Origin of the sequence: Lysinibacillus sp. CNPSo 3705 (assembly GCF_028674935.1) — a bacterium.
Lineage (GTDB): Bacteria > Bacillota > Bacilli > Bacillales_A > Planococcaceae > Lysinibacillus.
This window is the reverse complement of the sequence record NZ_JAQZSD010000009.1, coordinates 34723-49598: the sequence shown is the minus strand read 5'-3', so window position 1 is coordinate 49598 and position 14876 is coordinate 34723. Positions and strand designations below refer to the sequence as shown.

The 14876-nt window shown below is 37.6% G+C and carries 13 protein-coding genes; 12 read left to right on the top strand and 1 reads right to left on the bottom strand.

Translation table 11 applies throughout. The features are described 5' to 3' along the window. The first annotated feature begins 664 nt into the window (after positions 1-664). The 12 genes from PVA17_RS05940 to PVA17_RS05885 all read left to right on the top strand — a co-directional run bounded on the left by PVA17_RS05940 (position 665) and on the right by PVA17_RS05885 (position 13691). Positions 665-970 carry a winged helix-turn-helix transcriptional regulator gene (locus PVA17_RS05940; RefSeq protein WP_142508525.1) on the top strand — a complete coding sequence of 102 codons (306 nt, stop codon included), beginning with the start codon at positions 665-667 and terminating at the stop codon, positions 968-970. A 212-nt stretch (positions 971-1182) separates the two neighbouring features. Then, on the top strand, positions 1183-2097 hold the full coding sequence (gene murB, locus PVA17_RS05935) for a UDP-N-acetylmuramate dehydrogenase (protein ID WP_132361568.1): 915 nt from the start codon (positions 1183-1185) through the stop codon (positions 2095-2097). Between the two features lie 56 nt (positions 2098-2153). Then, positions 2154-2909 (top strand): exodeoxyribonuclease III, encoded by a 756-nt coding sequence (locus PVA17_RS05930; protein ID WP_132361570.1) that lies wholly within the window; start codon positions 2154-2156, stop codon positions 2907-2909. A gap of 151 nt (positions 2910-3060) precedes the next feature. After that, on the top strand, positions 3061-5424 hold the full coding sequence (locus PVA17_RS05925) for a penicillin acylase family protein (RefSeq protein WP_274067147.1): 2364 nt from the start codon (positions 3061-3063) through the stop codon (positions 5422-5424). Positions 5425-5680: 256 nt separating this feature from the next. Next, the gene (locus PVA17_RS05920) at positions 5681-6052 is read left to right on the top strand and encodes an ArsR/SmtB family transcription factor (RefSeq protein WP_132361574.1); all 372 of its coding nucleotides are present in this window, start codon (positions 5681-5683) and stop codon (positions 6050-6052) included. Beyond that, positions 6033-8159, top strand: a complete 2127-nt coding sequence (locus PVA17_RS05915; RefSeq protein WP_274067146.1) for a heavy metal translocating P-type ATPase — start codon at positions 6033-6035, stop codon at positions 8157-8159. The genes PVA17_RS05920 and PVA17_RS05915 overlap by 20 nt, the downstream gene beginning before the upstream one ends. Positions 8160-8328: 169 nt before the next feature. Next, a complete protein-coding gene (locus PVA17_RS05910; RefSeq protein WP_371873368.1) occupies positions 8329-8628 on the top strand; it encodes a late competence development ComFB family protein in 300 nt (99 codons plus the stop codon). Between the two features lie 866 nt (positions 8629-9494). After that, positions 9495-9914 carry a transcriptional regulator MntR gene (gene mntR / locus PVA17_RS05905; protein WP_132361580.1) on the top strand — a complete coding sequence of 140 codons (420 nt, stop codon included), beginning with the start codon at positions 9495-9497 and terminating at the stop codon, positions 9912-9914. A gap of 41 nt (positions 9915-9955) precedes the next feature. Beyond that, positions 9956-10813, top strand: coding sequence for a CvfB family protein (locus PVA17_RS05900; RefSeq protein WP_132361582.1), 858 nt, complete (start codon positions 9956-9958; stop codon positions 10811-10813). 474 nt (positions 10814-11287) lie between these two features. After that, the gene (locus PVA17_RS05895) at positions 11288-12202 is read left to right on the top strand and encodes a DUF1002 domain-containing protein (protein WP_132361584.1); all 915 of its coding nucleotides are present in this window, start codon (positions 11288-11290) and stop codon (positions 12200-12202) included. A gap of 133 nt (positions 12203-12335) precedes the next feature. After that, positions 12336-12617, top strand: coding sequence for a GNAT family N-acetyltransferase (locus PVA17_RS05890; protein WP_132361586.1), 282 nt, complete (start codon positions 12336-12338; stop codon positions 12615-12617). A 768-nt stretch (positions 12618-13385) separates the two neighbouring features. Continuing rightward, complete coding sequence (locus PVA17_RS05885) at positions 13386-13691, top strand: hypothetical protein (protein ID WP_132361588.1); 306 nt, start codon at positions 13386-13388, stop codon at positions 13689-13691. 14 nt (positions 13692-13705) lie between these two features. Here the strand turns inward: PVA17_RS05885 and PVA17_RS05880 are convergent, their stop codons facing one another. Continuing rightward, on the bottom strand, positions 13706-14851 hold the full coding sequence (locus PVA17_RS05880) for an MFS transporter (RefSeq protein WP_132361590.1): 1146 nt from the start codon (positions 14849-14851) through the stop codon (positions 13706-13708). Positions 14852-14876 lie beyond the last annotated feature (25 nt).

The following is a 14876-nucleotide window of genomic DNA, read 5'->3' as shown; positions in this document are numbered from 1 at the left end:
AACTTCTTATCTACTAGTTTTTCAATATATGTAGACGTAAATATAGTTTTTGGATTAATGTCAGTGATCAGGGAGATACAGATTCATCACGAACAAAGTCTTTTGGCGAAACCCTAGCAACAGCGACCATTGTTTAATGTTTGAAAATATCCTCATATGTCGTACAGAAAAACCAATAGTTGAATGACTGAAATCATCATTGGAAAAGAACCAATATCTTACAAGAATAATAAAATAAACAATTCAGATATTCAATGAGTTTTTAGAAAAAATGAGAGAATATTACATTGAAAAAAGTTCATTTTGTGAATGTTTAAAATGAAACCTTAAACCGTAAGACAGTTTTGTTAAGATACACAATGGAAGGAGTCATAATAATAAAATCATGCGCATCTATATAGAAGTAAGTTGCCATTTTCATTGCAGATATTAAATGACCCTTACTCACCTCTCATCGAACGGCCACGGCTAATCTCTATGGCATAAGGACAAAGTTAGATAAGGTACTTTAACGTTGAATCTAAATTAAATCCAAAAATGTCCATAGGTTACAATTAGTAATTAAATTAATAAAAGTAAACAAATTATCGTTAGTAAATAAGTTACTTCAAATTTACTTTTTTAAAAATAATCGTTACAATAGAGTACATAAGAGGTGAAAAAAATGAATGAGTCAAATTTATGTCCTCGTTTAGCTAAAGCAATGGATTTAATTGGGAAACGCTGGACAGGGCTAATTTTATATCAATTATTAGATGGACCACAGCGCTTCAATGAAATAGAATCTTCATTACCTGTAAGCGGTCGTTTATTATCCGAACGTTTAAAAGAGCTAGAAAAAGAAGGGCTTGTTGAACGAAAAGTATATTCAGAGGTACCGGTACGTGTTGAGTATTCTTTGACGGATAAAGGTTGGGCACTAGAAGGAGCAATTCGTAATATCGAATCATGGGCATCGAGTTGGCTTTAATTTTGTGAAGGCTATCTCGAAATTTCTGATGGATAGATAAACATTGCACATATGTAATACTAATGACTATGAATTTCCTATTCATCATCTCTGCTGGGACTCTCGCTACCCGTTAAGGCAAGAAAAAAGAACCTTCATTTTACTTGTCAAATTGGGGTTCTAAATCCATACTAGTGTAGAGTAAGAAGGACGTTAGAAAGGAATTAGCTCTTATGACAAAAGAACAATGGGCAGCGGATTTAGCGCAGAGCGTTAATCCGGCCAATATTAAGTTAAATGAATCATTACAGCAATATACTATGACAAAATTAGGCGGTAAAGCGGATGTTTTCGTTCTCGTTGAAACTGAGGAAGAGGCAGCAACAGTTATTCGCTATGCCCATAAGAATAATATACCTTTATTAATGTTAGGTAATGGATCTAATATGGTCGTTCGTGATGGCGGTCATCGAGGGATCGTTGTTACATTTTCATTTTTAGATGAGATTCGCATTAATGGTGACCATGTTTACGCGCAAAGTGGTGCGCTTATTAAGGATGTATCAAAACTGGCTGCGGCAGCATCTTTAACAGGTTTTGAATTTGCATGTGGTATCCCTGGTTCAGTTGGGGGAGCTATGGCAATGAATGCAGGTGCTTATGGCGGTGAAATTAAGGATATTATTATTTCTTCGAAAGTATTAACAAAAGAAGGCGAAATTTTAATATTATCGAAAGATGAACTTGAACTTAGTTATCGTCATAGTATCATTGCGAAGAAGGGGTATTATGTATTATCATCCGAGTTTCAATTAGCAAAAGGTGTACAGGAAGAAATTGATGCAAAAATTGCTGATTTAACGTTTCAGCGAGAATCTAAGCAACCGTTAGAATACCCATCTGCAGGAAGTGTTTTTAAGCGCCCACCAGGTCACTTTGCTGGCAAGCTTATTCAAGATAGCGGCTTACAAGGAAAAGGCGTAGGTGATGCAGAAGTATCAACGAAGCATGCAGGCTTTATTGTTAATAAAGGTAATGCAACGGCTACTGACTATATTGCAACAATCCAAATGGTACAACGAGTAGTGAAAGAAAAGTTTGGCATCGACTTAGAAACAGAAGTAAAAATCGTTGGAGACGACCTATAGGATACTACGCCCTTCGTTAATAGTGAAGGGCGTTTTTTTGAGGAGTGAAACAGAAAATGAAGTTTATATCATGGAATGTTAATGGAATTAGAGCCTGCCTAGGTAAAGGGTTTTTAGATTTCTTCAATCATGTAGATGCAGATTTTTTCTGTATACAAGAAACAAAGTGTCAGGCTAATCAAGTGGAGATTTCTCTTGAGGGATATGAGCAATATTGGAATTATGCAGAGAAGAAAGGTTATTCAGGTACAGCGATCTTTACAAAACATACTCCACTTGCAGTACGTTATGGTGTTGGTGATGATGAATCGCAGGGAGAGGGCAGAATTATTACACTAGAGTATGAAGATTTTTACTTAGTGAATGTTTATACCCCGAATTCACAGCGTGATTTAGCTAGACTACCTCTTCGTTTAGAGTGGGAGGATCGATTAGCGTTATATTTAAAAGAGTTAGATTGTAAGAAGCCTATTGTCTACTGCGGTGATTTAAACGTTGCACATATGGACATTGATTTAAAAAATGCGAAGTCTAATGTTGGTAATTCAGGTTTTACATATGAAGAACGTGAAAAAATGACGGAGCTATTGGCAAGTGGTTTTGTAGATTCATTCCGCTACATGTATCCAGATACAACAGATCACTATACATGGTGGTCTTATATGAATAAAGTACGCGAGCGTAATATCGGATGGCGTATTGACTACTTTATTGTTTCTGAGAGACTAAAGAACAACATAAATGAGGCTAGCATTCATTCACATATTATGGGCAGTGATCATTGTCCGATTGAATTACAGCTAAATAACTAGTTTTTAAGAATCGTATTTTCTAAAAGGAGATACGATTTTTTTTATACTGCAACGCAATTAATGACACCCGCTATAAAGAAGTTAAATTTCAAAACTTTTTAAAGGATTTGAAAGCGGGTAAAAGAATATATTGCAAAAAGGGGGGCGGGATATGAGAAAGTTTACGTGGAAAAAGTGGCTACTGGCTATAGCGGGATTTTTAGCTGTAGTAGCTATTGTCGCATTTATTGGATTTACATGGTTTATGAATAAATCAAAGCCAGAAATTGATGGAGAGCTTTCGTTGAACGTGCTAGATGAAGATGTAACTGTCACAAGGGATGACAAGGGAATCCCTCATATTTTTGCAAAAACAGATGCAGATTTATATCGTGCGCAAGGCTATGTTCAAGCGCAAGATCGACTGTTTCAAATGGATTTAGCGCGAAGACAAGCTAGTGGTCGTTTGTCGGAAATAATCGGTGAGGCAACTATTGATACGGACAAACATTTCCGAACGTTTAGCTTGCGTGAGGCAGCTGAAAAGTCATTATCTATCTATGATACAGAAAGTAGACAGGTACTTGAGTGGTTTGCAGATGGCGTCAATGCTTTTATTACACAGGCTAAGGAAAATAATACATTAAGCTATGAATTTGCATTACTAGGCTACGAACCGGAGGAATGGTCCGTTGTAGATTCTCTTACTATTGGTAAATATATGGCCTATGATTTAGGGGGTAATTGGAATACGCTGGCGTTCCGTCATTGGGCTTTGCAAAACTTTGGTGAAGAAAAAGCTAAAGAATTATTTATAAAGTATCCTGAAAACGCCTCATCTATTATTAAGGCAAATAAAGACAATCCCGTAGCAGTGGCAGGGCATTTTAAGACAGAGCTGTTGCCAAATGAATTTAACGGCAGTAATAACTGGGTTGTATCGGGGAAGAAAACAAAAAACGGAACGCCAATTTTAGCAGATGATCCACATTTAGGGCTGAGTACACCATCTATTTGGTATCAAATGCATCTGCAATCTCCTGAGCAAAATGTGAGTGGCGTAATTTTTGCGGGTGTCCCGGGCATTATTTTAGGTCACAACGATAACATTGCATGGGGTGTAACAAATGTTGGACCTGATGTACAGGATTTATATATTGAAATACCTAATCCGAATAATCCGACACAGTTCCGCTATGATGGTAAGTGGGAGCAAGCAGAGGTGCGTAATGAACCGATAAAGGTAAAGGACGGAGAAACGGTAGATTTTAATGTCGTTGTCACACGTCACGGCCCAATCATGACAGATTTAGCTTTTAAAGATACGGAGCCTACAGCACAGTTTTCGATGCAGTGGACGGCACTACAACCAACGACAGAACTTCGTGCGGTGTTAGGCTTTAATAAGTCAAAATCCTGGGGTGAATTTGAAAAAGCATTAGAGGATTTTAAGGCACCAGCTCAAAATTTCGTTTTTGCATCAAAGGATGGCACAATTGCGTATAAAGCGAATGGTCAAATTCCGATTCGAAAACAAGGGGACGGGCAATTGCCGGTACCAGGTGATTCTAGTGACTATGGGTGGAAGGGCTTTATCCCGTGGGATGAGCTTCCGACTGTAGTAAACCCAGATGAAGGCTTTATTGCAACAGCGAATAATGAAGTTATTGGGGAAGAATATCCTTATCATATAACAGATTTCTGGGCACAGCCTTATCGTTTTGAACGGATTAAGGAAGTTTTAGCGGCGAATGACTCTTTAACGGTGGAAGACATAAAGAAATTACAAATGGATCAGCATAACTTATATGCTCGTGAGTTTTTACCCTATTTATTAACATCAATAAAAGCACAAGATCAGAATGGGAAATATAAAGATGTAATTAAATTATTAGAGAATTGGGACATGGTAGATGCAAAGGATTCAGGGGCGCCATTAGTGTTCCATACATTAATGGAAAAGTTACAGGAAGTGTTATTTAAGGATCAGATGCCAGAAGATATGTATGAATTAATGTATGGGAAATTTAATATTACAGACCAGCTTTTACGTACAGCTTATGCTGGTAAGAATAGCATATGGATTGAGGAGCAAGGTGGAGTGGATGCAACAGTTTACAAGGCGTTAGAGCTCACTGTCGCACAAATAGAAGATCAATTCGGCAAAAACGTATCGAAATGGAAATGGGGTAACTTCCATCAGCTTACCTTTGACCATACATTAGGTAAAGCTTCACCGATTCTTGCAGCATATTTTAATGCTAAAAAGGTTCCTATTGGTGGTTCAAAGGTTACTGTTCAAGCTGCTGATAATGACTTAGCTGGAAATGTTAATCATGGCGCATCATGGCGCTTTGTTGTTGATGTTGGAGATTTAAGTTCAGCCTATCATATTGTTGGTCCTGGACAGAGTGGACATGTAAAATCAGCATGGTATCAAGATCAAGTAATGGATTGGGCTAATGGAGATTATCATCAAACGTTTGTGAGAAAAGAAGATATTAAAGGTAAGACGTTGCGTTTAAAAGCCAAATAGGATGAAAGGCTATAAGAATTAAATGCGTTTTTATATTATGACAATAAAAAATTCCTTTCTATTTTCGAGTAGAAAGGATTTTTTTTGTATTTGAAACAATTTATTTTACACATTTCTAGATTTTTTACTTGTATATAAAGATATTTTTTAAAGCGGTGATATAAATCATTTACATTCAAATATTCATTTGAATATGATGGAATATTATGTTATATTGAAAACAATCAAACAAACATTTGAATGAGGTGATGAAAAAATGTCAAAAGAAGTATGTGAAATAACACATGTTGATGAAGAAGCTGTCATCAAGGTACAACAGCAAATGCCAGATCTATCAAGAGTAGCAAAATTTTTAAAGGCATTATCTGATGAAACAAGACTTAAAATTGCGTATGCCTTAACGGTCAAAGCTGAATTATGTGTTTGCGATGTTGCTTCCATTATCGGCTCTTCAGTAGCAACAGCATCGCATCATTTACGATATTTGAAAGATAATAATTTAGCGAAATCATATCGGAAAGGAAAGCAAGTGTACTACTCTTTAGCTGATGAGCATGTGTATCAAATTGTAACGATTGCCTATGAACATGTGAAAGAGGGGATTGTAAATGACAGCGACACCAACTAAACAAGAATACAGGCTACAAAACTTATCCTGCGCAAGCTGTGCAGCCAAATTCGAAAAAAATGTGAAGGCTATTCCCGAAGTCCAGGATGCTCAAGTGAATTTTGGTGCTTCTAAAATAATGGTTATTGGTAATATTGAGGTTGATCAGCTTGAAGAAGCAGGTGCCTTCGATGGCATAAAAGTTTCCCAATCAACAGTAAGAACAATTGAAAAATCAACACCTTTTTATCGAAAAACAGAAAATATATTAGCTGGAATCTCCTTGCTATTCATAGTGCTTGGATATGTGTTTGGAGCAATGCGAAGTGAAACTGAGCCACTCACTATTGGGATGTTTATTATCGCAATTCTAGTTGGGGGAATTGGCATTTTCAAAACAGGTTTCCGCAATCTAGCGCGCTTTGAATTTGATATGAAGACGCTGATGACCATTGCGGTAATCGGTGCAGCCATTATAGGAGAATGGGAAGAAGCCGCTGTAGTTGTCTTTTTATTTGCTGTAAGTGAAGCACTTGAAGCGTATTCAATGGATAAGGCGCGTCAATCAATTCGTCAGCTAATGGATATAGCTCCACCAACAGCAACGATTAAGCGAGCACATGGCGAACATTTCCATGAGATGGAGTTACCAACGGAGGAGATTGAGATTGGTGACATTTTAATCGTTAAACCTGGTCAGAAGATTGCTATGGACGGAATTGTAGTTAGTGGATTGTCAGCAGTGAATCAGGCAGCGATTACAGGTGAATCTATTCCGGTCAGTAAAACAGTCGATGACGAAGTATTTGCAGGAACATTAAATGAAGAAGGTGCCCTAGAGGTTCGTGTGACAAAGCGAGTAGAGGACACAACAATTGCCAAAATCATTCATCTTGTTGAAGAAGCCCAGGCAGAAAAAGCACCTTCGCAGCAATTCGTTGATCGCTTTGCGAAATACTACACGCCTGCAATTATGATTGTAGCTTTACTTGTAGCGGTTATCCCTCCTTTATTTATAGGTGATTGGCAACATTGGATTTACCAAGGATTAGCTGTCCTTGTTGTAGGCTGTCCATGTGCATTAGTCGTTTCTACACCAGTTGCTATTGTTACGGCAATCGGGAATGCAGCTAGACAAGGTGTTCTTATTAAAGGCGGAATTCATTTAGAGCAACTTGGTCATATAGAAGCAATAGCATTTGATAAGACAGGAACACTTACAAAAGGTCAACCTGCTGTAACGGATATTTTTACATCGCAAAATATGTCTAAGGATTATGTTTTACAGCTAGTAGCGGCCGTTGAAAAGCAATCACAGCATCCATTAGCTAAAGCAATTTTACAGGCATTGCATGAGGAAAATTTAACAGAGCTTAAACCAACAGACTTTCAATCCGTAACAGGAAAGGGTGCCTACGCAACAGTAGACGGTCAAATAATCTATGTAGGAAGCTTAAAATGGATTGCTACATTAACGACTGTTGATGAAATGATAAAAGAACAGGTTGAAAAACTTCAACAACAGGGGAAAACAGTTGTAGCAGCTGTTAGTAATAATCAGTTTATAGGAATGATTGGTATTGCTGATCAATTACGACAAGAAAGTAAAGAAGTGTTGAATAAATTAAATGGTTTAAAAGTGAAACATAAAGTTATGCTAACAGGTGATGCAAAGCCAACAGCACAGGCAATTGCAACTTCCTTAAATATGACAGATGTGCGAGCGAGTTTATTACCAGCAGAAAAATTAATGGCCATTAAAGATTTACGTGCCCAGTATGGTGCAGTAGCGATGGTAGGAGATGGTGTTAATGATGCACCTGCACTTGCCTCAGCCGATGTCGGTATTGCAATGGGAGGTGCTGGTACTGATGCAGCACTAGAAACTGCGGATATCGCATTAATGGGTGATGATTTAACGAAGCTACCTTATACGATTGGCTTAAGTAGGAAAACATTACGCATCATAAAAGAGAACATTATATTTGCCTTAGCCCTAAAATTAGTTGCTTTGTTACTCGTTATCCCGGGATGGCTAACATTATGGATTGCGATCTTTGCAGATATGGGTGCTACGTTACTAGTTGTGTTTAACTCATTGCGATTAATCAAAACAAAGAAATGGTGAATAAGATATAACCTGAAGGAAGGGTGTAGGAAATAAAATCATTCTAAGGAGCTAGTAATTTGTTTTGATATAGATGCTACTAGCGATTCTTGAAAAAAAGCTTCGTTAACGTTATTATGGTTTCAGGAATAATGTAACAATTAAATAAAAATGAGGCGAAGGTTTGAATATGTCAGATCCTATTTTAGTAAATGTTACAGAGGAAATTGTACGTGGTTTAGTAAGTTTTCTACTACGAGGACCGGAATATCAAACATTTTGTAAATGTGAAATCTGTGAACTTGACACAGTGGCACTTACACTAAATGCATTGCCTAGCAAGTATGTTACATCTATGGAAACCCGAGATGAAGCATTTAGAATGATGAATACTCCTGAAAATATTGAACGAATCAATAAAGAGATTATTCATGCATTACATGTGGTAAATAAGCATCCTCGACATAAGGAAGAGCCAACTTCTATATGAAGTTGGCTCTTCATGTTTTTTGAAAAACTATTGGGTCAATAGAGTATGCTTATCGGCAAAGCGAGGGTTGATTGCCGTTCCACGCTATTTGCTTTCCATTGGGAAAGTGACTGACCGGTTCCTCCGCTATTATTGCCGCTGCCACTTCATTCACACTCCGCTTTCGCGCAAATAACTAAATTGTTGCTGTCACTGCACTTTCGCGCATATAAAATCCAATTGTAGCAGTCGCTGCGCTTTTGCACAGATAAAACCAATTGCTAATGTTTTATTTTATCTCAATAAATTAGAGTAAAATGCCAGAAAATAAACGCTATGAGAATAGTTGATTGTAGTGGAGACTGGGCGCTTTGTTGCTGCCGCTGCGCTTTCGCACAGAAAACATTTGTAGCTGCCGCTTCGCTTTTGCGCAGAGCAGAGCTTCCAGGGGGCGTCCGATGAGCCGCTTTACTCGCGATTTTCGAAAATGATGAGTAGCCAAAGTGTTCACTTTTGAAATGCAAAAAATTTATAATAGCGCTACACTATTGTTGGTTGGAGTGGAAGGCTACTCGACTCCCGTGGGAAAGCGAGACAGGCGAGACCCTGCACGGAGCGCAGCGGAGGAAGCGGCTCGACGCTCGCCCACAGGAAAGCGAGTAGCCTGGAACGGAAATCACCCCCTTGCTTTGCATAAAGCATATTTTAAAACGATACCTTAATATTCATCGCCACAAATTTTCCAACTAAACGGAAGCCAACATATGAAGTTGGTTCTTTTTAGGTTGCACAAGTATTGTTTTTCTGGCATATGTATTTTCAGTTAACTTTTAAGGCAAGCTTGTAGTAAACTAGAGAGTAAGAAAAGGAAAGAGAGGGAAAAGGATATGCCAACACCTAGTATGGAGGACCATATCGAACAAATATACTTATTAATCACAAATAAAGGGTATGCTCGTGTGTCTGACATTGCTGAAGCATTATCTGTTCTTCCTTCTTCTGTTACAAAAATGGTTCAAAAATTAGATAAAGATGGTTATTTAGTTTATGAAAAATACCGTGGCCTTACATTGACGCCTAAAGGAGAAAAGCTTGGAAAACGTCTTGTACTGCGCCATGAGCTTCTAGAGCAATTTTTGCGAATCATTGGTGTGGATGAAGAGCGAATTTACGATGATGTTGAAGGAATTGAACATCATTTAAGTTGGAATTCAATCGATCGAATTGCGGATCTTGTGCAAGTAATGGAAGAAAATCCGGACATCGTTAAAAAACTAGAGGCATCTAGAACACATCATAATTTCTAAAGGTTTTGTGAAAATGATGGTAAGAGGGAAAGGAAGACAATATGAACGAATTAAAATCAGGTGAAGTTGTTACGTTAACTGTTTTAGAACAACAAGCATCGAAATGGATCTTAACAAATGGAGTTGACGAACTACCCTTAAATGCTTCAGAGGTAACAGAGCCACTTGCAATAGGTGACCGCCTTGAAGTATTTTTATTTGCGGATCGTCGTGGCGATTTAGCAGCTACAACAGCTATTCCGGCTTTCGTACAAGGGGAATATGGCTGGGCTCGAGTGCTAAAAGTAGTCGAGCGCGAAGGGGCCTTTGTAGATATCGGTACTTCACGCGAGGTGCTAGTAAAAGCTGAAGATTTACCTGCAATAAAAGAGCTTTGGCCAGCACCAGGCGACCATTTATTTATGACCTTACGCACAGATCGCAATGGTGATTTATTTGGACGTTTAGCAACTGAAGAAAAAATTTCGGAATTATATGAAGGTGCATTTGAAGAAATGCACAATAAAAACATTAAGGCGCGTCCATATCGTTTATTACCAGTGGGCTCATTTTTATTAGGTGTGGAGATCCCGTACCGTATTTTTGTTCATGAGTCAGAGCGTAATGCAGAACCTCGTCTAGGACAAGACGTAGAAGTTCGTATTATTGATGTGAAAGATGATGGTTCAATGAATGGATCACTTTTACCACGTAAACATGAGCGTCTGTCAGATGATGCACAAAGAATTTTAAATTATCTACAAGAGGTAGGGGGCAAAATGCCATTTGGCGATAAATCCTCACCTGATGAAGTGCAAGAAATGTTTAAAATGAGCAAAGGTGCATTTAAACGAGCGTTAGGTACGCTTATGAAAGCTGGTAAGGTAAAACAGCAGGACGGTTGGACAGAGGAAATTTAATTTCTTTCAGCAATTATTATGTAGCGAAAGCAAAGCGTCAACTATAGTTGTTTTATGTAACGGCAGTTACAAATGTTTTTGTTACAAGATAAAATTAAAGAAAATGACGAGAGCTGCTGAAACCTTCTCGTCTTTTTTTCGTACTAATTATTGCCTACCTTCTTTTAGTGGGAGATCAACCATCTGCTCCAAAGAAGGTCAAGCCTCTGGCAGATGTCGCGAAATCGGAAAGAAATTCTTTTTGCAGGCATAAAGCTGAATCCGGACGCATTGTTTATCTGTAGCGACAGCGGCAAATGTTTACTGCGCGAAAGCGAAGCGACAGCAGCAAATGTTTACTGCGCGAAAGCGAAGCGACAGCAGCAAATGTTTACTGCGCGAAAGCGAAGCGACAGCAGCAAGGATGCCGAGGCAGAATTGATTGGCAAATAATATACAGGCCAATGAGTTTTCTAACGAAAGGGGTCACACAATTTGAAAAACACGTGGATAAAAATACTAACGGCAACTATGTTAGTATTTGGCGTGATGGCGCCATCAACAAGTTTTGCAGCTGATAATACGCCACCTAAAGCAATTGATGAAAAACTAGGAGCACCAATCGTCGTATACGGTGCAAACTTATCAGAGACTGAAAAAGAGTCTGTTAAAAAGTCATTAAAAGTCAATGAAGAGCCTGAAGTTGAAGAAATAACAGTTTCAGGTCAAGACTTAGCCAAATATATTAAAGATAGTAATTCTAGCTCTCGTATGTATTCTTCTGCCAAAATTACGCGCAAAAATGCAGGAGAAGGCTTAGTTATTGAAATTGTTACACCGTCAAATATTACACAGGTTACTTCTGAAATGTATGCAAATGCCATGCTAACTGCAGGTATTGAAGATGCAACAGTACAGGTTGCTGCGCCTAAGGCAGTAACAGGCCATTCAGCGCTAGTGGGAATATATAAAGCTTACGAAGTAACAACAGGTGAAAAGCTAGATACTGATCGTACAGATGTTGCAAATGATGAACTATCAGTAGCAACTACTCTTACGCAATCGGCAGGCGTGGATGATGCTAAGGTTGCGGAATTACTAACGGAAATCAAAAAAGAAATTGCAGAATCGAAGCCAGCAAGTAAAGAAGAAGTTGAAAAGATTGTGCAAGAGCAATTAAACAAGCTTGAAATTAATTTAAGTGACAAGGACCGTCAATTACTAGTTGATTTGATGAATAAAATTAGTAAACTAGACATTGATTTTGGTAAATGGTCTAAACAATTAGATGATATTAGCAATACAATTAAAGATAAATTTGGATCACTGATGGAAGATAAAGGATTCTGGGAAAGTGTGAAAAATTTCTTTGCTAATTTAAAAGATACAATTGCGTCATGGTTTAATTAATTCAGAAAAGAATCTGTAACACTTTCCCTTGATTACTAGGGAAAGGTAACAGATTCTTTTATTTTTCATAGGTAGCTTTTTAATGTTACGTGTAAAGAGGGTATGTTACTATGATAAAAAGGAGTGATGGGAAATGGAATTTCAATTACAACAACTAGCAGAAAATAAGCTTGCTTTTGTCTATGAGCAAGAAGGGGAAAGATTAGCGGAAATTACATGGCAACAAAAGGGTCAAATAATGATAATGGATCACACATATGTATCCGATAAGCTCCGTGGCCAAGGTGTGGCAAAAAAATTGTTGGATCATGCTGCAGCATATGCACGTGAGAAAGGCTATAAAATGGAAGCTGTTTGCTCGTATGTAGTTGCTGCATTTGAAAAATCTAATGATTATCATGATGTAAAACGATAAAGTGAAACGCTAATCAGTGGGGATTTTTTTATCCCCCATTGGCAATCGAGCGCATCTATTTGCAAAATGGTATGGTGAAACTTACTGCCCGTTAATGCGGGATAAAAAATAAGGCAATTTGCTTGTTAAATAAAGCAGATTGCCTTTTTAGCTCGTAAATGTTTTTAAAACATTCGCTGAAAGCAGTTAAAGCTTCCGGCGGCATTATGTTTATCTGCAAGCGCAAAGCGCCAGCTATACATGTTTTTTGCAACGGAGATTGCGCCGAGTCATAATTGATTTTTTAAATCATCTATGCTATTCCTTACAGTAAAATACTATAAATTAGTGCAGTTAAGATGCCTGCCCCACCTACTAATGAAGCCATGTCTACCCAATCATATACTGAGTCCAAATCTTTCATAATAATCACTCTCCAATTATTAGTGTTAATAATACATTATTGCCCTTTAACTGCCCTTCGTAATCATTGATATTTACTATAATATGGGGTTTAATTTAGTTTCAATTGGGTACTTTAAATAGCATTCCTTATTTTTAGGTGATAAACAAGAAATACCTGTAACGGAATTTAGTAGGAGGTTAATTTGCGATGTCTGAGAACATAAGACTTACTATGAATTTTGTTTATATGCTGGGACGAAGGATTATAGATGATCTCTCTTTTTATATATGCTGTAACGTAAATAAAAATTATGTTTAGTCCTCAAATAATAGGGAAAAGATATAATATAGAGCCAGTTTCTATATTTTTGGGAGGGATTTATAATGGCAAAAGGAAAAAGAACAGGTGTTTTAATTGCAGGGTTAGCTGTAGCAGCATCTTATTTAAGTAAAAAAGAAAATCGTGATAAAGCATTAAGTATGCTCAATAGTACAAAATCTAAATTAGCATCTTATTTGAGTACAACAAATATGGAGATGCACCAAGACGTATCAGAGCGTATATCGACTGAAGTAGCGACAGAAGCTGGAACGTCCCCAACAAAAATAGCTTCAAACGAAATGGTTGCTGAAGGTGGGGGACATACAGGTATCCATTACTACAATGGAGAAATTCAAGAAGATAAATAATAACTAAAACCTTCTCATTTCACGTGAGAAGGTCTTTTTTGTGTACATATAATAATCGTTGCAAATGCTAATAATACAATTCCAGTAAATATAAAGCCGCTGACAATACCTAGTGAGAGCCACCCAAGTAATGAGGAACCTAGGACAACTCCTAGTGAAAAGAAGGCATAAAAATAACCATATGCTTTTCCGCGGATTTCAGCAGTCGTAGAGTCGATTAAAAGTGAATTTACTGATGGGAATAGGAAGCCAAAACCGATACCATAGCAGGCCATTGCAATATAAAGTAACGTACTTGAATCCGCCTGACTAATTAATAATTGACTGATCCCCATTAAACTTATACCAAGTGATAATGTTTTAATTGGTGCCACTCTATCGAAAATACGGTTAATCGGTAAAATAAATACGAGTACAGCAATAATTCCGAATGTACTCATCAAAGTCCCGCTTAAACGTGAATCAAAGCCTAAAGATTGTACTTTTAGAGGAAGGAGATAGGCAATAACCCCTTGAGAAAACATTAAAAAGAATGCACTAGAGAAGGCTTTTAATGTACCTGTATTAGTAAAAAGTACATGAATAGGAATGCTTGTAATCGGTGCAGATTTTTCTTTTTTAACATGCTTTGATTTTAGTAAAAAGAAGGCAAATACACTCAGCAAGAGCATAAAGCTTGCCGTAATATTAAAAACGAATGGTACGCTAGTACGACTCGCTAAAATGCCACTAAAGGCAGGGCCGATTATTGCGGCGATGCCAACAAAAGCTCCGGAGATAGCACTACCCTTACCTCTTTTCTCTTGTTCAGTTGCATTTGCTAAAAAGGTGAATGCAGCAGGAACAATGAAGCCCGCAACTAATCCATGTACAAAGCGCACTACTAATAGAACAATAGGATCTTCTACTAAATTATAAAGTGTAAGTGAAAGACCTGTTGTTAGTAGACCTAGGATTAAAATAATGAATGGTCCCTTACGATCCGTTAAAAAACCAGAGATAATATTACCAAATGTATTGGAAAGAGAATACATACCTACAGCCAGGCCAGTAAAGAAGGCTGATGCCCCTAAAGATTCAGCATATGTACTTATGATAGGAAGCTGGGTAAATAGGTCGAAAAATGACAAGAATATAATCAAATAGATAAGTTTCTTCATAGCTCCTCCGATGAAAAGTTATGTT